We start from the raw sequence: 21462 nt of genomic DNA on the forward strand, positions 1-21462 counted from the left end.
TACAAAAATCTATGAAAAACATATCTCTTTTTATATCAAAATCCAATCCTTATGAAATTCAGATTCTTCTATATTTTTTGTCTATTTAGCTTTTCCGAATTTTCAACTTTTGGACAAAAGAAAGATTTTGTAAATAAAGAAAAAACTTCTTTTCAGGCTTCAGCTCCTTGGAGTGCAAATTACGATGTACGTGCTGATATTGCAATGGTTTATGGGATTAATGATGATGGCGGAAAATTTGAAGAACGTGTAAAAAGCTATCGCGATAAAGGGTATGAAGTTCAATTTATGACTGGAATTGCATGGGGCCAATACAAAGATTACTTTTTAGGTGAATGGGATGGCAAAAATCATTTAGATGAAGGTCAAGTAATGCGCAATGGCGAAACCATTTGGCATGGACAAAATGTACCTTATATTGTTCCTTCGGCAAATTTTTTAACCTACATGAAAACTCATGTAAAACGAGCAATTGATGCCGGAGTAACAGCAATTTATTTAGAAGAGCCAGAGTTTTGGGCTAGGGCAGGATATAGTGAAGCATTTAAAAAAGAATGGCAAAATTACTATGGTTTTCCATGGATGGCTCAACACGAATCGCCTGAAGCAACTTATTTATCCTCAAAATTAAAATACCAACTTTATTTTAATGCCTTGAAAGATGTTTTTACCTACATCAAAACCTATAGCGAAAGCAGAGGAAAACGAGTTAGATGCTATGTGCCAACGCATTCATTAATCAATTATTCTTCTTGGCAAATTGTTAGTCCAGAAGCGAGTTTGGCAAACTTAGAAGGCATGGATGGTTACATCGCACAGGTGTGGACAGGTACTTCGAGAGAGCCTATTTTTTACAATGGCGTAAAGAAAGAACGTGTTTTTGAGAATGCATTTTTAGAATATGGTTCTATGGTTTCTATGACTGCGCCTACAGGTAGAAAACTATTCTTTTTAACAGATCCAATAGAAGATAGGGCAAGATCATGGGATGATTATAAAATTAATTATCAGGCAACTTTTACTGCGCAATTATTATATCCAATGGTTAATAATTATGAGGTAATGCCTTGGCCAAATCGAATTTACAATGGCAAGTTTAATGTAGAAGGAAAAAGAGAAAAACAACCAATTTCTCCAGCTTATGCTACACAAATGCAAGTAATGGTTAATTCGCTAAATCAAATGCCATTATCTGCCAATAAATTAAATGGCTCAAAAGGTATTGGTGTTTTGTTGTCCAATTCTATGATGTTTCAGCGTTTTCCAACCCATGCAGGTTATGATGATCCTCAGTTATCTAATTTTTACGGCATGGCAATTCCATTATTAAAAAGAGGAGTGCCTGTAGAAACAGTTCATATAGAAAACTTAGCTAATAAAAATACACTAAAAGACATCAAAGTATTAATTATGAGTTATGCTAATATGAAACCTTTAGCTGCAAGTTTTCATGAAGAACTAGCTAAGTGGGTAAAAAATGGCGGTGTACTTTTATATTATGGAAAAGATACTGATCCTTTTCAAAATGTAAAAGAATGGTGGAATACAAATGGAAATACTTTTAAAGCGCCATCTGCACATTTATTTCAATTGTTAGGACTTAAAGAAAGTGAAGGGAAACAAGAATATCCAATAGGAAAAGGAAAAGTCTATTTGGTTAGAAAAGACCCTAAAGAATTAATTATGCAAGCTAATGGCGATGTTGATTTTCTTACCAATGTAAAATCGGCTTATGAAAATGATGCGAATGCAGGTAAATTAATCTTTAAAAACAACTTTGTTTTACAACGTGGACCATTTACTATTGCTGCGGTTTTAAATGAAACTGAACAAACAGAGCCCTTAATTTTAAATGGTTTATTTATCGATTTATTTAATCCAGAACTGCCAATTGTAAAACAAAAAACAGTAAATATTGGTACACAAGCTTATCTTTTTGATATATCGAAAATCACTACTAAAAATACACCACAAGTTTTGACTGCAGCAGGTAGGTTAGAGGGCCAAGCCACAACCATTACAAAAAATTCGTATTCATTTCTTATTAAAAGTCCGTCAAATACAATTAATGCAATGCGGATTTTATTGCCTCAAAAACCAAAGGCGATAAGTGTAAATGTTAACGGTAAAGAATTATCGCTTTTAAAAAATGAATGGGATGAAAATTCAAAAACTTTACTGTTAGGTTTTGATAATTATAGCGAAGGAGTAAAGGTTAAAATCGCTTGGTAATACACACACAAACACACAAATAAATGAAATCTAAATTATTTACCCTATTGCTATGTTGCATAGTAAATCAATTATTTGCACAACAAAAGGACTTGGTGCATTACGTAAATACCTTGCAGGGTACAAATTCAAAACACGAATTAACTAGAGGAAACACTTATCCTACCACTGCTTTACCTTTTGGAATGCACACTTGGACACCTCAAACGGGGAAGAATGGTGATGGTTGGAAATATCAATTCTTTAAAGATAAAATCAGAGGCTTTCAACAGGCGCACCAATGCAGTTCGTGGACTAGAGATTATGCAGTATTTTCTTTAATGCCAATGACTGATAAATTGGTAGTCAATGAAAATGAACGCGAAGCGAAGTTCAGTCATGCGAACGAAATCGCCAAACCAAATTATTATAAAGTTAAGTTCGATAATCAAATTATAACCGAAATTTCACCAACTGAACGTGGTGCACATTTACGGTTTTCTTACCCAAAAGGTAAAAAGAGCTATTTGGTTTTAGATGGTTACACAGGAACGAGTGGTGTGCAAATTTTTCCAAAGGAAAACAAAATAACAGGTTGGGTAAATAATGGAGAGGGTTTTAAACGTGGTTGGAAAAGCTTTTTTGTCATCAAATTCGATCAACCTATTAAAGCTTTTGGAACTTGGGAAAATAAGAAAAATACAATTAATACAGATTCTGTTTCAGCCGAAGGCTTAGGAAAAGGAGCGTATATAGAGTTTAAAGCAGGTGTAAAAGTGCAAGCTAAAGTTGCATCATCTTATATCAGTTTAGAGCAAGCAGAACTGAATTTACAAACAGAGTTAGGCATAGACAAAACCTTAGAACATACAAAAGCAATTGCTGCTTCGGTATGGAATAAATCTCTAGGAAAAATTTTAGTAGAAGGTGGCTCTGAAGCCGATATCGAGACTTTTTATTCTTGTTTTTTTAGAGCAAGTTTATTTTCTCGTAAGTTTTACGAAATAGATAAAAACGGTCAACCATACTATTTTAGTCCGTACGATGGTAAAGTTCATCAAGGGTATATGTTTACCGATACAGGTTTTTGGGACACATTTAGAGCCCAATTTCCACTCAATACCTTAATGCATCCAGAAATGCAGGGTAGATATATGCAGGCTATGTTAGCTGCCTATAAACAATGCGGTTGGTTACCTTCTTGGTCTTTTCCAAGTGAGGGCGGAAGTATGATTGGTAATCATGCTATTTCCTTACTGGCGGATGCTTGGGTAAAAGGGATTAGAACTTTCGATCCGAAGGAAGCCTTAAGAGCATACTTCCACGAAGCTACAAATAAAGGGCCTTGGGGTCCAGCAAATGGAAGAGATGGCTGGAAAGAATATTACCAATTAGGTTATGTTCCTTATCCAAAATATAGAGAAGCTACAGCGAAAACATTAGAATATGCTTATGATGATTTTTGCGGATATCTACTAGCAAAAATGACCAACAACAACTTTTATGTAGATATTTTTGCTCGTCAAATGTATAATTATAAAAATGTTTATGACCCTTCAACCCGTTTTATGAGAGGAAAAGATGTTGATGGAAAATGGTCTCCAAATTTTGATCCGATTGAATGGGGAGGGCCGTTTACTGAAGGAAATGCTTGGCATTGGCAGTGGTCTGTTTTTCAAGACGTTAAAGGATTGATCAATTTAATGGGAGGTAATGAAAATTTTACCAGCAAATTAGACTCTGTTTTTACTGAACCCAATAGGGTAAATGTAGGTACTTACAGAGGAATGATTCATGAAATGACCGAAATGGTAATTGCAAATATGGGTCAATATGCACATGGAAATCAACCGATACAACACATGGTTTATTTGTATAATTATGCCAATCAGCCTTGGAAAGCCCAATTTCATGCTCGTAATGTAATGAGCAAACTATATAATGCTACAGAAAATGGTTACCCTGGTGATGAAGATCAAGGGCAAACTTCCTCATGGTATGTATTAAGCGCTTTAGGTTTTTATAGTGTAACTCCAGGCACTGGAGAATATGTGTTAGGAAGTCCGATTTTTAAAAAAATTACACTTAATTTAGAGGGCGGAAAAAAGTTTGTAATTGATGCTCCAACCAATGATGCCACGCATGTTTATATTAAATCAGCGACTTTAAATGGCAAACCCTATTCCCATAACTTTATTACACATTCCGACCTAATAAATGGTGGTATTTTAAAATTAGAAATGGATACTAAACCTGCTTTAACCAGAGGGTTAGCTCCAGATGATGCGCCTTTTTCGCTTACAAGGTAAAAGGATTTAGTAAAGATTAACATGAGTAGAAATATAAAATTCGAAGAATAATGGAAAAACCTACTGTTTTAGGTGTAGATATAGGTGGCTCGCATATTACGGCCGCGTTGGTGGATTTAGAAAAAAGAGCGCTAATTCAGAATTCTATTAGACGTAATGCGGTTAACTCTCAACAAAATAAAGAAGAACTGTTAAATGCCTGGTGCGAAGTAATTAATGATGCATTTGGTACTGTTCCTAAAAGCGAAAGAAATATTGGCATTGCTATGCCAGGTCCTTTTGATTACGAAAATGGAATTTCCTTAATTAAAGATCAAGATAAATTTAAGTCGTTATATCTCATAAATATCAAAGAAGAATTGGCCAAGCGTTTACAAATGGAGCCATCTAACATCAAATTTATAAATGATGCTGCTGCTTTTATGCAGGGCGAAGTTTTTAACGGAGCTGCTAAAGGGTATACCAATGCACTTGGCTTAACCTTAGGGACAGGGTTAGGCTCGGCGGTTTCTATAAATGGTATTGCAAAAGATGCAGCATTATGGGATTCGAAGTTTTTAGGTGGCATAGCCGAAGATTATTTATCTACCAGATGGTTTGTTAACAAATACTTTAGCTTAACAGGAAAAAAATTGGCTGGCGTTAAAGAATTAGCAGCCATTGCGAATATTGACCCGTACGCTAAACAAATATTTAATGAGTTTGGTCGTGCTCTTGGTCATTTTTTAGCTGATATCATCAAAGAAAAAAAGGCAGAAGTTGTGGTGTTAGGCGGGAATATTTCGCAAGCCTTTAATTTATTTGCTCCTCATTTAATAAGCAATTTAAAAGCTTTTCACTTAGATACAGAAATTAAACTAACAAGATTAAATGAACATGCAGCTTTAATTGGAGCTGCTAGCTGTTGGGATTTAGTAGCTAAGTAACAATTAACATAAAACAATCTATCTAAAAATCTAATTATGAAAAGAAGAAGGTTTATACAAAATACAGGATTATTAGGCGCAGGGGTACTTGCATCTAAATTCTCTTTTGCAGTTGCTCCCGAAGATTTCCCAGTAGTAAGAGTTGCAGTAGCAAAACGTCATTTTACAAGTGTTGCAGTTGATAAAGCTATTAAAACTTTCCAAGCTAATGTGGCCGATAAAGAATTGGGCTGGTTGTTCGAGAACTGTTTTCCAAATACATTGGATACCACCGTTACCCATACCATTAAAAACGGCAAGCCAGATACTTATGTAATTACTGGAGATATTGATGCCATGTGGATGAGAGATAGTTCAGCACAAGTTTGGCCGTACTTGCAATTTGTGAATGAAGAACAAAAAATAAAAGATCTTATTGCAGGTGTAATTAATCGCCAAACGCAATATATTTTAAAAGATCCGTATGCCAATGCTTTTTACAATGACGAAAACAAAGTAGGCGAATGGAAGAGCGATAAAACCGCCATGAAACCAGGTGTTCATGAACGCAAATGGGAAATTGATTCACTATGCTATCCCATTCGTTTAGCTTATAACTATTGGAAAAAAACAGGCGATAAAGCTCCTTTTAATGCAGACTGGAAAAAAGCAATTGAAACTACATTAAAGACTTTTGTAGAACAGCAACGTAAAGAGAACAAAGGACCATATCGCTTTCAACGCGAAAGTTTATATCCAACCGATACACTTTCTATGAGCGGGTATGGATTTCCAGTAAAACCAGTAGGTTTAATCTGCTCTTCTTTCCGTCCGAGTGATGATGCAACAGTTTATCCATTTTTAATTCCATCTAACTTTTTTGCAGTAAGTAGTTTAAAACATGCAGCTGAAATGGTTACCGCATTACACAACGATAAAGTTTTGGCAGATAGATTATCAGCTTTAGCAAATGAAGTTGATGCAGCCCTAAAAAAATATGCTGTTAAAGATCATCCCGAGTTCGGTAAAATGTTTGCCTTTGAAGTTGATGGTTTTGGAAGTGCATATTTAATGGACGATAGCAATGTGCCAAGTTTATTATCTATGCCATATTTAGGTGCCATAAACGTGGATGATCCAATTTATAAAAACACTAGAAAATTTATTTTATCTAATAACAATCCTTACTTTTTTAAAGGTACAGCTGCCGAAGGTGTTGGTGGACCACATGTTGGTCCAGATATGATTTGGCCAATGGCGATAACTATGCGAGGTTTAACCTCTGTTAGCGATACTGAAATTAAAAATTGTATCGCCATGCTTAAAAGTACGCATGCTGGTAAAGGGTTTATGCATGAAAGTTTCCATAAAGATGATCCAAAAAACTTTACACGTAGTTGGTTTGCTTGGGCAAATACACTATTCGGCGAGTTTTTATGGAAAGTATACAATGAAAAACCTCATTTATTAAAATAGAAAATAATCAAAATACTAACTCCTATATGTAATGAATAAATTCCTGTTACTAATATGCGTACTTGTTTTTGCCGTTAGTTTTGCGCAAGCTCAAGAAACTTTTAAAGAAAAGGGCTATACCTTAATCTTTAAAAATAATTATGCAAACCTTGATCCAGCATTAAAAAAGCGAATGGTAGAAACTTTCTTCGAAGTTTATCCAAAACTCGCTAAAGATTTCAATACTAAAACCGATAAAGAAGTGGTATTTTATATAGATACTGCTTATAAAGGTGTTGCCGCAACTGGTGGAGGTAGAATTGTCTACAATCCAGAGTGGTTCGTGAAACATCCAGGCGATATTGATGTAGTAACTCACGAAGTGATGCATATTGTGCAAAACTATGGTGATAATGATGGCCCAGGTTGGTTAACAGAAGGAATTGCAGATTACGTTCGCTTTAAATATGGCGTAGATAATCCAGGTGCAAAATGGACTTTAACACCTTTTAAGCCAGAACATAGTTATAAAAATGCATACAGAATTACTGCCAGATTTTTAAATTGGTTAGAACTAAATGGAAATAAAGGAATTGTAGTGAAACTTGATTCCGCAATGAGAAACAACACCTATAAAGATACGTTGTGGAAAGATTTAACAGGTAAAACTGTAGACGAACTTTGGGCTGCTTATGTTGCAAATTCAGGTTCATAATTAAATAAAATATTCTCTATCTCAATACATATCAAATGATTAAGAAACTATTAACAACCGCTTTAATTTTTACTGCTTTAGGTGTATCTGCGCAAACTGTTGGCAAAATTACCGACCCTGTTGAATGGATAAATCCGTTAATGGGAACGCAATCTAAACCAGATCTTTCAAATGGAAATACTTATCCGGCTATTGCTGTCCCATGGGGAATGAATTTTTGGACCCCGCAAACTGGTAAAATGGGTAATGGTTGGGCATATCAATATGACCAGGATAAAATTCGTGGATTTAAGCAGACGCATCAACCATCCCCTTGGATGAATGATTATGGTCAATTTGCGATTATGCCAGTGACTGGAAAATTAAAGTTCAATGAAGATGATAGAGCGAGTTGGTTTACGCATAAAGCAGAAATCTCGAAACCTTATTATTACAGCGTTTATCTGGCAGATGCCAATGTAACTACAGAAATTACACCAACAGAAAGAGCTGCACAATTTCGTTTTACTTATCCTAAAAGTGATAGTTCTTTTGTAGTGGTAGATGCGTTGAATAAAGGTTCTTACATTAAAATTATTCCGCAAGAGCGAAAAATTATTGGTTATACGACTAAATATGCTCGTGGCCCATTGCCAAGTAACTTTAAAAACTACTTCGTAATATATTTTGATAAAGCATTTACACTAGCCAAAACCTGGTCGGGTAATAAATTAAATAATCAAGATTTAGAATTACAAAGCGATCATACTGGTGCAATTATTGGTTTTAAAACTACCAATGGCGAAAAGGTAAACGTTAAAGTTGCTTCCTCTTTTATCAGTTTTGAACAAGCAGAAATTAGCTTAAAAAGGGAATTGGCTAACGATAGTTTCGATGTAACGAAAGCAAAAGCAAAAGCAATTTGGAACAAAACCTTAAGCAGAATTTCTGTAGAAGGAGGAACGGTTGATCAAACTCGTACGTTCTATTCATCATTTTATAGAACACTGTTCTTCCCTAATAAACTATATGAGATGGATGCGAACAACAAAATTGTGCATTGGAGCCCATATAATGGAAAAACGTTACCAGGTTATATGTTTGCTGGAACAGGCTTTTGGGATACTTTTAGAGCATTATATCCATTCTTAAACTTAGTTTATCCTTCTATCAACAAAGAAATGCAGCAAGGATTAATTAACGATTATAAAGAGGGTGGATGGTTGCCAGAATGGAGTAGCCCTGGTTATGCAAATATTATGATTGGTAATAACTCTGCTTCTGTGGTAGCGGATGCCTACATTAAAGGGATGCGTGGTTACGATATTGAAACGTTATGGGAAGCACTTAAACATGGAGCTAATAATGAGGGACCAATGGAAGCAGTAGGTCGTTCGGGTGTTAAATATTACAATGAACTAGGTTATGTACCTTTTGATGTTAAGGTAGACGAAAATGCTGCGAAAACCTTAGAATATGCATACGATGATTTTGCGATTTATCAATTAGGTAAAGCGTTAGGCAAACCAGCAAGTGAAATAGATATTTATGCAAAACGAAGCATGAATTATAAGAATTTATTTGACCCAGCTTCTGGTTTAATGCGTGGTAAAAATGCCGATGGAACTTTCCAATCGCCATTTAGTCCGTTTAAGTGGGGTGGAGCATTTACCGAAGGTAACAGCTGGCATTATACTTGGTCAGTTTTCCAAGATGTAGCTGGTTTAGCAAAGCTGATGGGTGGAAACTCAAAATTTGTAGAGAAACTAGATTCTGTTTTCTCTATGCCTCCAGTATTTGATGAAAGTGCTTACGGTGGTGTAATTCATGAAATTCGCGAAATGCAAATCGCAAATATGGGTCAGTATGCGCATGGAAATCAACCCATACAGCACATGATTTATTTGTACAATTATGGTGGTGCACCTTGGAAAGCTCAATATTGGGTTCGCGAAGCAATGAACAGATTATATAAAGCTACACCAGATGGTTATTGCGGCGATGAGGATAATGGTCAAACTTCTGCTTGGTATGTTTTCTCAGCAATGGGATTTTATCCTGTTACACCTGCGGTAGATCAATATGTAATTGGGGCTCCTTTGTTTAAAAAAGTAACATTAAACCTAGAAAACGGTAAAACGGTAGTGATCAATGCTCCAGCTAATAGCGATAGCAACAGATATATACAGACATTGAAAGTAAATGGCGCTAATTATAATCAAAATTGGTTGAGCCATTCGGCTTTGCAAAAAGGAGCAGTTTTAGATTTTGGTATGTCATCAACTCCAAATAAAAAGAGAGGAACGAGTGAAAGTGCTTTCCCTTATTCTTTTTCTACCGCGAAGAAATAACATTGAAAGAATTTTTAGCCACAGATTAGCAGATTTTGGATGTTTAAAATCCTATTTTAATCTGCTAATCTGCGGCTAAGATTTTAACGTATTGTCATCCTGAGCTTGTCGAAGGATCTAGATAAAGTTCTCTGAGAAGCTTAGCCAATGATGCATAAAGAAATCTGTTAATCTGTGGCTAAACAACTAATCTAAGAACTAATTAAGTTCGTTTTTAGTGCAAATTCATATAGCGCCACAGTAGAATCAGATAATTCTAATTTGCGCATGATATTTTTTCGATGCGTGTGCACTGTAAATTCTGAAAGATATAATCGCTCTGCAATATCTTTTGTACGAAGATTTTGACAAACCAAGCGAATAATTTCTACTTCTCTTTTGGTCAGTTTATACTTCTTGAGGAAATCATCAAAATAAGAAAATTGAGTATCTGGACTTTCTTTTTCATCAAAACTTGGGAAAACCTCTTTTCCGTCTAATACTTTTAACATAGTATCGGCTAAGTTTTGTAGATCATCAGATTTTACCATATAAGCACTTGCGCCTCTATGTTTGCTATCTTTCACCAATTCAAATGAGTGGTAATTTGTAAGTACAATAATTTTAGCTTTAATTTTTTTGTCTTTTAATTCATTTAAAGCTTTAAGCCCATCAAGGCCTGGCATATTTAAATCTAAAAGAATAATATCTGCATCAGCTAATAGCGAAGAGTTTAAAAGTTCTAACCCATTATTTACCATAGCAATAATTTCAAATCGCTCATCATTACTAAAATGAGCTTTTATGCCTTGTAAAACTACAGGATGGTCATCTGCTAATATCAATTGGATTTTCATAAGTATACAGCTTTTGGTATGGGTAGTTCAATTAAGGCAAAGGTGCCAGCATTTGGCTCCCCTTTTATCTCTAGTTTTCCTGATAAATAAGCAATATTAGTTTGTAATAACTTCATTCCAACACCGTCGGCTTCAGTATTTTCAGTGTTAATTCCTTTTCCATTATCTTCAATGTAAATGGTTATTGCATTATCTAGCTCAATGATTTGTACAAATAAATGAGTGGCTTGCGCATGTTTAATAGCATTATTTAATATCTCTTGAATAATACGATATGCACTAAGTGTAAAGTTTTTCGGCCAATTTTTGGTGTCGTCTAGTCCTTCAATTACATGTTCTACACTTAAACTATTTGCAGCTTTAATGTTAGTGAGGAGGTCTAAAATAGCTGCTTTAAATCCATATTTTTCGAGCGCAAAAGGCATTAAAGCATGACTAATATTTCGTACGGTTTCACTAATATCATTCATTAAATTTTTAGTAACAGTCAATTTATTTTCAGCATCACTGCCAGATGCAAATACATTCTCCTGTAAGGTATTAATATTCAGTTTCGCAATAGATAACATAGCGCCAACCTCATCATGTAGTCGCCCTGCTATTCTTTTCTTTTCTTCTTCTTGGGCATCGGTGAGGGTATTCATGATATCAATTCGATGCTGTTTTTTTAAATCACTTACTGTTGCATCATGTAAAAATTTGGCTTGCTTTTTACGCTGAGCTAAAATATAAGCAATGCCACCAAATAATAAAACAGCTATGGTGGCTCCGATGATGATTAATAAATTCCGCTGTTTTTGTTGTTTAAGCTCTAATTCTTGTACTTGTTTTTGTTTTTTAGTCAGCTCTAATTCTTTCTCTTTTTCATTTACTTTGTATTTAGTTTGGAGCTCATGTGTAATTTTAGACAAACTCATGTGATACAATGTATCTTTCAAATGCATTTCCTGCTCTAAGTTTTTGATCAATGTATCTTGACTAACGGTAGTATATTGAGCGAAGTTTTTTAAAGCATTTGCATAAATAAATCGTGTAGCTGGAGGCATTGAATATTTTTTTATCATCCCTTCTGCTTTTTTAAAGTAAAACGAAGCAGAATCATTTTTCCCTTCTCGAGCATATAAACTAGCAAGTCCAGTCAAAATTTCAACATCCATATTCGGATTAGGTTGTTTGTCCATTTTTAGCTTTAAAGCTTTGAAATAATTTGCTTTAGCCAATTTGTGATTCTCTTTAGCATCGAAATATCTACTTTCTGCCAGCTGATATTGCTTACGAGAGTGTAAACTATTTTGATCCATGCCAAACTTTTTATGATCAGCATAATAGCTATCCAGATTGCTGTAATTCTTTAATAAAAATGACAGATTGATCATTTTATTGATGCTATTTCCTTTTTGTTGAGTAGTAGCATTGGGTAAATTGAACGTCTTTTCAGCATAAATGAACGCATTCTTATAATCGCCATTTTTCTCATAGTTTCTTGATAAAATCTCAAAAAACAAAGCGGTGCGGTCTGTCATGGCGTTATTCAAATCTGGAATAAGATCTTTTAGAATAGTAAAAGCTTCATCATCTTTGTGCATGCTTAAAAGCACATTAGCATAGGCAAATCGTGTATCTTTTAAGAGTGCCAGATTATTGCTTTCTTTAGCTAATTTGAGCGCCAAATCGTAACTAGATTTTACCTTTTCGTCATTTCCAGCTTTCAAATCTAAATTGACCCTATTTCTTAAATTCAGTACTCGAGGAATAATAAACTGGGTTTTATCTTTTGTAAATGCCTCCAATTTATCATTGTATACCATTGATTTTTCAATGTCACCAATCCGTGTATAAACCCGTGTTAAATCAGATAATACATTTACAACAGCCCTTTCTGGTAACTGCCCCAAAAAAGCTTCTGCTTGTTTAATGTACTTTATTGCATTTTCTTGATTGCCCAAACCTAACTCTGCAAGTGCTGTAACAGATAGTAAACTAACGGTAAGCTCATCTCGCTTTGCTTCTTGTGTATAGTGTAATGATTCTTCTAGTAAATTTTTTAAATCATCAGAGTAAATCATTTTTGGGTTTCGGCAGTAACGAACCAACTGATTCACTTTATCAATTGATACCGGCATCAATTTTATCTCTGAAATATCTTTTTGTGGAGGAGGACTACCGGGATTTTGTGCAGACAAAATAGTGCTCATGAGAATGAACATCAGCACTAGTGAGAATTGGAGGGCTGTAACTTTTGAGTGCATAATTTACACCTAAAATAGTAATAAATAGCAAAAATGATACATGTTCAAACAAGAATTAAAATAAATCATTTGCATTTTCTTTTAATACAGGAATTCCTGTAAATAAATTTGCGAGCACTAAACTTTTAATTACTTTTGCCATCCACACGGGGGATTAGTTCTCCCGATAGCTATCGGATGGCTAGCTAAAATATTAAAGGGGGATTAGCTCATTTGGCTAGAGCGCTTCGCTGGCAGTGAAGAGGTGATCGGTTCGAATCCGATATTCTCCACCAATATCCGTAAAGTATCTGATAATCAACGATTTAGTGGATTATCAGATACCTACTCAGCCAAAAGTCAGCCAAATTCGGAAAACCCCGAAATTAGGCCAAAAACAGCGGTGGGCAATCCGCTATTCTCCACCAATACCTGTAATACATCTGATAATCAACGTTTTAGTAGATTATCAGATGTTAACTCAGCCAAAAATCAGCCACAATTCTTATCTTTGGATCACATGGCAACTCCAGAAATACCTTACACCATTCCAAAACTGGTCAAAGGAAAACGGGTCACCACCGTTCCAAAGGGTAGCACATGGGCAAAGGAAGAGGCCAAACAGAACTGGTATGTGGAATTCTTTTTCCATAATGCGGAAACAGATAAAATGGAACGGTTCAGGCCGACCAAAAACCTGAACAGGCTAAAAGATCCAAAGGACAAGCTAAAGCAGTTCACCAAGTTATGTGATGCCTATAAAATTGCCTTAGAGGGCGGATGGAGCCCAATCGATGAAAAGGCAAACGATAGATTAAAAAGGCAAGTATCTTCTCTAACTTTGGAAGCTGCCAAGATCCTTTTCGAAGAATACCATATTGGAAAAGGAACAAGAAAAAAATCCCGCCAGTCCTATCTTTCAAAGTTGAATCAATTCATTGCCTACTACGGGCAGGATAAAAAGGTAAGTGAGATTTCCGACTATGAGATCACTGAATTCCTGAACTTTATGGAAAAGGATGCCAAATGGACTGGAGTAACCTACAACAGTTCAAGGATAATTCTTAACAACTATTTCAAATATTTGAAGGTCAATAAATATATCTCAGAGAATCCTGTAACGGATATTGAGACCAGAACAAAGATAGCAACCGAATCGCATCAGATATTTTCTGATGAAGATTTTAAGACAATTATGAAATGGCTGAACGAGCATGATCACTACTGCCTTTTCTTTGTAAAAATGATATATTATACCTGTATAAGGCCAAAGGAATTGCGCTATCTTCAGCTTAAACATATTAACCTTGAACAAGGAGTAATTACGGTGCCAGCAAGCATTGCTAAGAATAAAAAGTCTTTGCCCATCAGTATCGATGCAAGCCTGCGCAAAGAGTTGAAAGACCTCAAGCTTAGTTTGTATCCTGAAACCGACTATTTGCTAGGTTCAACAGCTACCATAATTGGAGATAAAAGGATTGGCGAGAATACACCCTATAATAGGTTCCAGAAATGTCTAAAGGCAACAAAGCTGGATAAGAAAAACTATACACTATATTCTTTCAAGCACTTTTCAAACGTAAAGAAATTTAAGGCGGGTTGGACTTTAGCGGAAATCTGTTCGGCTAACAGGCACGGAAGCCTGGTGGAAACAGAAACGTATCTGAAGGATCTTTTGAAATTCGTAAAGAACGACAAGGTCATTCCAAAAATATAAGGCTTTTTATCTTCTGCGTTTCCTTGGTATTCCGAGTAATATTTCAGCAAGGAATTTATCGGTCAGGTTTTTATCTTTTTCAAGGGCATCTTTTGGGAAGTGTAGGGAGTGTATTTCCGAAATTTTTCTAGATATATCAGAGACATGAAGAAATTTTTGGCTCAGGTTATCAATCTTATTGTTCAATTCAACAACAATTTCCAATAGACGACCGATAAAAAATTCCTTTGGGATATCCCCTTTTTCAATCTTTTCTAGCAGATTCGAGATATTTTGTTCTTCCTTTTCCTGTACAAAATTTGACGCTTTTATTTTTCCTTTCTCCATCGTCTACGTTTTATCTTAAGCAATGATAGTTTTTATTGTTTATCCGCTAAAGGTCAAGTAGCGGTATGCCAAATTGGTTTTTTATAAAATATTATGGCATTATGCTCCTGCTGTCTTATGGACAGCACCGTATGCTATAATTAAGCTGCTCAAAAACTTCGACTTATACCGATAGCTATTTTATTTTAGAATAAAAATTCTCAGGGATATACCAGACTGAACCTATACTGCTAATCCCATCTTCCCAAATTTGCTGTCACTTAAATTCTAATATGAAAAGCACAGCACCACCAATACTAATTCCCTTGTTTATCAGCACTGCTTCGGGCTCCTCGCAGTGTCCTTTTCCTTTCAAAGAAAAGGAGCAAGCGGAAGTTAGGCAGAGCCTTACTTTATGCCCCTACGCTACTGCTACGGGGTTTAAAGAATTCTCCGGGAATTCTTTGGCCTTTTGGAACGGCTTTAAACTTCGAAAATCGAATTCCCATCGGAATTCCGGCAAGCAATAATCGGCTATGGAACAGGAAAATGTAAATACCGTAAAGTATCCGGCATCGATAGATATTAAATTCGCTAAAGTCGCCTCAACACTGGCATTGACCAAACGCGAATTGTTCATTAAAATGGTGGAATACTTCTACCGCACCAAAAAAGATCCCGGCGATATAAACGATGAGTTGCTAAAAACCGCACTGGCAAAAAGCCATAAAGCTTATACCAGTTTCATCAAGACGCAGGAGCAGCTTCTGCTGATCCCCATGAAAGAAAGCATGGACAAGATGATCTCCAATCAGAAAGACATTGTAAAGTATTTCAATGAGCAGGTAGTAAACGCCAATAAAAGCATCCTGAAAGGCCAGCAGGAACAAATAACAAGGTTACAGGAAACCGAAAAACTGTTCGTCGAGGCAATAGAAAATAAGGAAAAATTAAAGGCAAGCTTTCTGCAAATACTGAACGGATACATCAGAAACCGCGAAGAACTAGGTGCCTTCAAAACAAGGGAACGGGAAGAACTGGCCGAGACTGCAAGAAAGCGGGTCGTCAATCTATAAGACATGTACATCAATATTACCGACAGCGAAAAAGGAAACAATAAAGGAAGCAGTGGACAGCTGGTGCATTATCTGGATAAGGAAAACAGACTATATAAGTCCGAGGAGGTGACATTATGGTTTAATGGAACGACAAACGATCTTCAATCCTACGAGGTAAAAAACAAACTGGATAATAACACTGCCAAGTTATGCAGGGATGATGCAAAATTCTTCCTGATCAACATCAGCCCCAGTCAAAAAGAAATCGGCCACCTGAAGGAACTTTACGGAGAAGATGGCGCAAGGGAAAAGCTTAAAGAATACGCCGTTAAGATCATGGATGAATATGCCAGAAACTTTAAAAAGGATAACATCAAATCAAATACTGACCTGTTATGGTTCGGCAAACTGGAAAATCACCGCTACTATTCCTACAAAGATAAAGAGGTTAAAAACGGGCAGGTCAAGCGGGGAACGGTCAAGCCTGGCGAGCAGATGCACATTCAGATCATTGTGAGCCGTAAGGACATCACCAATAAAATCAGGTTAAGCCCGATGAACAAGTCTAGGGGCAGGAATGCAGAGCATTCCAAGAAGTTGGGACAGTTTGATCGGGTCGCTTTTAAGAATTCAGGTGAATATGTATTCGACCAACAATTCGACTTCCAACGGCCAGTGAGTGAAACTTTCAATTATGCCAACGCCAATGCTAAAGGAAGTCTGAAGGAAAGGATGGAAATGCGGGCATCAATCAATCAGCTCAAAACACCGCAAATTGAAAAGCTTGTAGAGCCTAAACAGGAAATACCGCACAGTTATCTGAAACTGCCCGAGCCAACAAATTATTTAGGACTGCTACTAGAAAAGCAAGATACAGAGCCGCTTGGCAAAGGATTAACCAAGAAAAAGAAACGCAGGAAAAGCAGATCGCAAGAGAACGAACAAGGATTAAGTATATAAACTAAATATTATGAATACAGGAGAAGACATTCAGGGACTAAGGAAAATCGTCGATTTCACAAGGTTGATCAGCATTTTCATATTGGCCATCCATTTTTACCTATGCTGTTACCTTGCATTCAAGCAATGGAATTTGACAGCAGAGATCACCGACCGTTTGATCGGCAATATTTCAAAGACAGGATTGTTTAAGGGCATCTGGGTGCCCAAGTTGTCCGCACTGCTTTTACTGGCCATCTCTCTTATCGCAGTCAAAGGGAAAAAAGACGAGAAGATCCAGAAGAATGCCATACTAGCTTACCTGCTTACCGGATTATTGCTTTATTTCATCAGTGCATTGTGTTTCTATCTGTATGCCCCGCCCCAACTGATCGCCCTATTATATATAGGTATCACATCCATCGGGTATATGTTGATCCTGACAGGTGGTGGCTTGCTAAGCAGGCTCATCAAGAACGGTTTGAAGAAAGATGTTTTCAACTTGGAAAATGAAACTTTTCCGCAGGAAGAACGGCAGCTTGAAAATGAGTATTCGATTAACCTGCCCGCCAAGTACAGATTGAAAGATAAGGTCAGGGATAGTTGGATTAACGTCATCAATCCCTTCAGGGGAATTCTGGTTGCAGGTACTCCGGGCGCAGGTAAGACCTATTTCGTAATACGTCACATCATTGACCAGCATATCAAGAAGGGCTTTTCCATGTTCATCTATGATTTCAAGTTTGACGATCTTTCCAAGATTGCCTACAATAAACTGCTGAAATATCATACGAATTATAAGGTTAAGCCAAAGTTTTATACCATTGATCTGGAAAATCCCAAACACCGTTGCAACCCGCTTTCCCCTGAAGGAATGGAAGATATTACCGATGCGGCAGAAGCATCTAGGACGATTATGCTCGGCCTTAACAGGGACTGGATCAAAAAACAAGGGGATTTTTTTATCGAGAGTGCCTGCAATTTTGTTACCGCTGTCATCTGGTATCTGAGAAGATATCAGGACGGAAAGTATTGTACACTGCCCCATGTGATTGAACTGATGCAGTTTGATTATGATCCACTTTTTGCGGTGTTAAAAGAGGAAGAGGAAATCAGGCCATTGATCAATCCCTTTATTTCGGCCCTGCAACGTAAAGCGATGCCACAACTGGAGGGACAAATTGCATCCGCTAAAATCGGTTTAGCTAGGTTATCTTCCCCAGGGTTATATTATGTGCTGAGCGGAAACGATTTTACGCTCGACCTGAACAATCCGAAAGAGCCAAAGATCATTTGCGTAGGCAATAACCCGCAGAAATTGCAGGTATATGGCGCCGTATTGTCCTTGTATATTTCAAGGGTAATCAAACTGGTCAACCGAAAAGGCCAGTTAAAAAGTAGCCTGATCTTCGATGAATTCCCGACCATATTTTTCAATAATATGGATAGCCTGATTGCTACGGCACGCAGTAATAAAGTTTCTACCACGATAGCAGTGCAGTCTACAGAGCAATTGAAAAAGGATTATGGCGCAGAACAGGCGGATGTGATCACAGGCATAGTGGGCAATATCATCAGTGGCCAGGTTACGGGCGACACAGCGAAAAAACTAAGCGAAGGCTTCGGGAAAATCGTACAGGATAAGGAAAGCAAAAGTATTTCAAGCAGCGATGTTTCCATTTCAAAATCAACAGCAATGGATTATGCCATACCGGCATCAAAGATAGCCGCGCTTTCTTCAGGCGAATTTGTAGGTATTGTAGCGGATAATCCTGATCAAAAGATCAATCTGAAAATGTTCCATTCAGAAATACAAAACGACCATGATGCCATTGCAGAGGAAGAGGCGGCCTATAAGCCTATTCCCGAACTGGAAGCTATAACTTATAACGACATTATGGAAAACTATGCTTCGGTCAAGGCGGACATTGATCAGTTGGTAAAAGAAGAACTAAAGAAAATTGAGGCCAAAAATCCAACGAAAGTGGAGCAAAAAGATGGAGACAATACAGAGGGCGACGAGCCAATGGAACAACAGGCTATCGTGATGTAAACTTGAAATACTAAAAATATTAGTATAGATTTGTGTGTGGCTCATCATGAACACCCTTTCAGGCAAAATCAGTTTAATAAACCTACTGCCAAGATCATCCCGATCAAATCACAGTGGAGGAACAATTATGTTGATGCCATTCCGTTATTACAGGCTAAACTGCTAAATCATGTCAGGCTCACCGAGCGGGTAAGGGAAAATATCGGATTTCGCGCACGGTTGATCGAGGTAACGGAAACAGAAATCATTGTCAGGCTGGATGAATTTGTGGAAGCCTATAAGTTGAAATTTATCGCTCCGGATTTTCAGCGGTATTGCTTACATTTTATACTTTTTATAGAACCTGTTTTAGCTGACTTTTTAAAGGAGATTGACTTTGTTGCACATGTCTTTAAGTTCAGGTTTCATCAGGATGACAAGATTTTTGAACAGGAGAAAAAGGTAATCGCCCGTAGCTAATGTAATTGATAGTCAGGGGTGATTTCTTTATTTTATCTTAACATTTGCGTATCTTAGCTTTCGGGGAGCACGCAAATGTCGGTATATCATACATACGATGAAGAGCAACTGATCGCGTTTTTGCGGACGGGAGATCATGTCGCGTTTACTCAAATCTATAATACCTATTGGGATAAGCTGTTTTACATTGCCGCAAAGAAACTTTCAGATGAAGCCGAAGCTGAAGAGGCTGTTCAGGATATTTTCTTAAAACTCTGGGACAACAGGGAGAAGCTTCACATTCAGGAAAATTTTGAGAAATACCTTGTTAGTGCGGTACATTACCAGATCATCAACCGCAGGCAGAAAGCCTTACGAAGGGCGATCATTGAACAGAAAATTGGAGCGGCTACTGATGAGGAAGTCAAGCTTAGCCAGATGCCAGACCTCAGTATGGAATATTTCGAGGAATTGCAGGCGCGTTTGGACAAAGTGGTGTTAAGTTTACCTGCGAAGTGCCAGCTTGTTTTTAAAATGAGCAGAAACGAAGAATACACCAATAAAAAGATTGCTGCTGAATTGGATATTTCGGAAAAGGCCGTCGAAAAGCACGTGACGCACGCTTTGAAGGTATTAAAGAAAAATCTGGGGCCAACGACCGTACTGATCCTTTTGGGTCATGAACTCCTTAAATAGCTTTGCGCTAAAGACTGTGTTAAAAAATTATTAAAAAAATATTACCTCATGGTAGGGTTTCACTGCTCATGATTGGACTATGTTATAAATAGCCCAACAATGGATCAAAAGCAGATTGACATACTCACCCAAAAAATTGCGGATAAGACCATCAGCGATGCCGAACTGAAACAGTATTACGACTGGCTGGCCAGTGATGACCAGCTGCCCTTGCAGATTTCAGGCGCTGAAAATAGGGAGGAACTTCAAAACCGCATCTTTTCAAATATTGCAGAGAAGGCTGGTTTTACTTCTGCCAGAACTAAAACCGTTAAACTATGGCCTCGCATTGTAGCAGCTGCGGCAATTGCGGTGGTGATCTTTGGGGCGGGTCTATGGTATTTTGGCGATAAAAGAATAGATACTGAACAGCAGATACTTGCTGAGAAAATAATTCCAGGCGGCAACAAGGCAATCTTGACCTTGGCAAATGGAGAGAAAATCAGTCTGACAGATGCCGTAAATGGTCAACTTGCTCTACAGTCGGGTATGAAGATTACCAAAACAGCTGACGGGCAACTGGTTTATGAGGTAGCTAAAGATGGTTCGTCAGCAATAGGCATCCCACAATACAATACCATCGAAGTTCCGGTAGGTGGTCAGTGGCAGGCTGTGCTGTCCGATGGCTCCCGCGTTTGGCTTAATGCCTTATCTAGCATTACATTCCCTACCAGCTTTACCGGAAAGGAACGGAAAGTAGAAATCAAAGGGGAAGCGTACTTGGAAATTGCACATAACAAGGCTAAGCCTTTTAAAGTATCAAGTTTAGGTCAGACCATTGAAGTATTGGGAACGCATTTTAACGTAATGGCGTATCCTGACGAAAAGGTGATCAAAACGACATTGTTAGAAGGCTCGGTTAAGATCTCTAAGGAAAACAGGTCTGCTTTGCTTAAACCAGGCGAGCAGGCACAGGCTACAAATGGAAATATAAAGGTGACCGATGAGGTGGACATCGAGGATGTGGTGGCCTGGAAAAACGGTTATTTCAAATTTGATGAAAATTTGGAGTCCATTATGAGCAAAGTGGGCAGATGGTATGATGTTGAGGTTGTATATAATTACAAGCCTGATGCGAATTTGCAGTTTGCGGGGAAAGTGTCCCGATCTAAAAATATATCCGCCCTATTGAAAATCATTGAGTTTAACGGAGACGTTCATTTTAAGATTGAAGGGAGGAGGGTCGTCGTCATGAGGTAAGCTTTACTAAAAACGGCAACCTGTAAA

The 21462-nt window shown here is 37.3% G+C and carries 16 protein-coding genes and 1 tRNA gene; 14 read left to right on the plus strand and 3 right to left on the minus strand.

Annotation, left to right across the window (positions count from 1 at the left end):
* The first annotated feature begins 51 nt into the window (after window positions 1–51).
* Genes WC622_RS02450 through WC622_RS02475 form a run of 6 tightly spaced genes read left to right on the plus strand, consistent with a single transcriptional unit; the run spans window position 52 to window position 9925 of the window.
* Entirely contained in the window at window positions 52–2232 is a 2181-nt protein-coding gene (locus tag WC622_RS02450; protein WP_372816935.1) for a hypothetical protein, read from the plus strand.
* 23 nt (window positions 2233–2255) lie between these two features.
* Window positions 2256–4520, plus strand: coding sequence for a GH92 family glycosyl hydrolase (locus WC622_RS02455; protein WP_372816936.1), 2265 nt, complete (start codon window positions 2256–2258; stop codon window positions 4518–4520).
* 50 nt (window positions 4521–4570) lie between these two features.
* Window positions 4571–5446, plus strand: a complete 876-nt coding sequence (locus WC622_RS02460) for an ROK family protein (RefSeq protein ID WP_372816938.1) — start codon at window positions 4571–4573, stop codon at window positions 5444–5446.
* 36 nt (window positions 5447–5482) lie between these two features.
* Window positions 5483–6901: a glycoside hydrolase family 125 protein gene (locus WC622_RS02465; RefSeq protein ID WP_372816940.1), complete on the plus strand. Its 1419-nt coding sequence runs from the start codon at window positions 5483–5485 to the stop codon at window positions 6899–6901.
* A 31-nt stretch (window positions 6902–6932) separates the two neighbouring features.
* On the plus strand, window positions 6933–7595 hold the full coding sequence (locus WC622_RS02470; RefSeq protein WP_372816942.1) for a basic secretory protein-like protein: 663 nt from the start codon (window positions 6933–6935) through the stop codon (window positions 7593–7595).
* 35 nt (window positions 7596–7630) lie between these two features.
* Window positions 7631–9925, plus strand: coding sequence for a GH92 family glycosyl hydrolase (locus WC622_RS02475; protein WP_372816944.1), 2295 nt, complete (start codon window positions 7631–7633; stop codon window positions 9923–9925).
* Window positions 9926–10116: 191 nt separating this feature from the next.
* On the opposite strand, the gene WC622_RS02480 is transcribed toward WC622_RS02475, so the two are convergent.
* Window positions 10117–10761 carry a response regulator gene (locus WC622_RS02480; RefSeq protein WP_372816946.1) on the minus strand — a complete coding sequence of 215 codons (645 nt, stop codon included), beginning with the start codon at window positions 10759–10761 and terminating at the stop codon, window positions 10117–10119.
* Window positions 10758–12956, minus strand: a complete 2199-nt coding sequence (locus tag WC622_RS02485; RefSeq protein WP_372816948.1) for a sensor histidine kinase — start codon at window positions 12954–12956, stop codon at window positions 10758–10760. Before WC622_RS02485 ends, WC622_RS02480 begins: the two co-directional genes overlap by 4 nt.
* A 252-nt stretch (window positions 12957–13208) precedes the next feature.
* Between WC622_RS02485 and WC622_RS02490 the strand changes: the two genes are divergently transcribed.
* A tRNA-Ala gene (locus WC622_RS02490) sits at window positions 13209–13285 on the plus strand.
* Window positions 13286–13509: 224 nt separating this feature from the next.
* Window positions 13510–14706 carry a tyrosine-type recombinase/integrase gene (locus WC622_RS02495; protein WP_372816950.1) on the plus strand — a complete coding sequence of 399 codons (1197 nt, stop codon included), beginning with the start codon at window positions 13510–13512 and terminating at the stop codon, window positions 14704–14706.
* A gap of 6 nt (window positions 14707–14712) precedes the next feature.
* On the opposite strand, the gene WC622_RS02500 is transcribed toward WC622_RS02495, so the two are convergent.
* Window positions 14713–15033, minus strand: a complete 321-nt coding sequence (locus WC622_RS02500) for a hypothetical protein (protein WP_372816952.1) — start codon at window positions 15031–15033, stop codon at window positions 14713–14715.
* Window positions 15034–15548: 515 nt separating this feature from the next.
* On the opposite strand from WC622_RS02500, the gene WC622_RS02505 reads away from it, so the two are divergent.
* From WC622_RS02505 to WC622_RS02530, 6 genes are all read left to right on the plus strand, one after another.
* On the plus strand, window positions 15549–16088 hold the full coding sequence (locus WC622_RS02505; protein WP_372816954.1) for a BfmA/BtgA family mobilization protein: 540 nt from the start codon (window positions 15549–15551) through the stop codon (window positions 16086–16088).
* A gap of 3 nt (window positions 16089–16091) precedes the next feature.
* A complete protein-coding gene (locus WC622_RS02510) occupies window positions 16092–17030 on the plus strand; it encodes a DUF5712 family protein (RefSeq protein WP_372816956.1) in 939 nt (312 codons plus the stop codon).
* A gap of 10 nt (window positions 17031–17040) precedes the next feature.
* Window positions 17041–19062 (plus strand): conjugal transfer protein MobC, encoded by a 2022-nt coding sequence (mobC, locus tag WC622_RS02515; RefSeq protein WP_372816958.1) that lies wholly within the window; start codon window positions 17041–17043, stop codon window positions 19060–19062.
* Between the two features lie 36 nt (window positions 19063–19098).
* On the plus strand, window positions 19099–19521 hold the full coding sequence (locus tag WC622_RS02520; RefSeq protein WP_372816960.1) for a hypothetical protein: 423 nt from the start codon (window positions 19099–19101) through the stop codon (window positions 19519–19521).
* Between the two features lie 75 nt (window positions 19522–19596).
* Complete coding sequence (locus WC622_RS02525) at window positions 19597–20196, plus strand: RNA polymerase sigma-70 factor (RefSeq protein ID WP_372816962.1); 600 nt, start codon at window positions 19597–19599, stop codon at window positions 20194–20196.
* A gap of 99 nt (window positions 20197–20295) precedes the next feature.
* Window positions 20296–21435, plus strand: a complete 1140-nt coding sequence (locus WC622_RS02530) for a FecR family protein (RefSeq protein WP_372816964.1) — start codon at window positions 20296–20298, stop codon at window positions 21433–21435.
* Window positions 21436–21462 lie beyond the last annotated feature (27 nt).

It is taken from the genome of Pedobacter sp., from assembly GCF_041662865.1.
Lineage (GTDB): Bacteria > Bacteroidota > Bacteroidia > Sphingobacteriales > Sphingobacteriaceae > Pedobacter.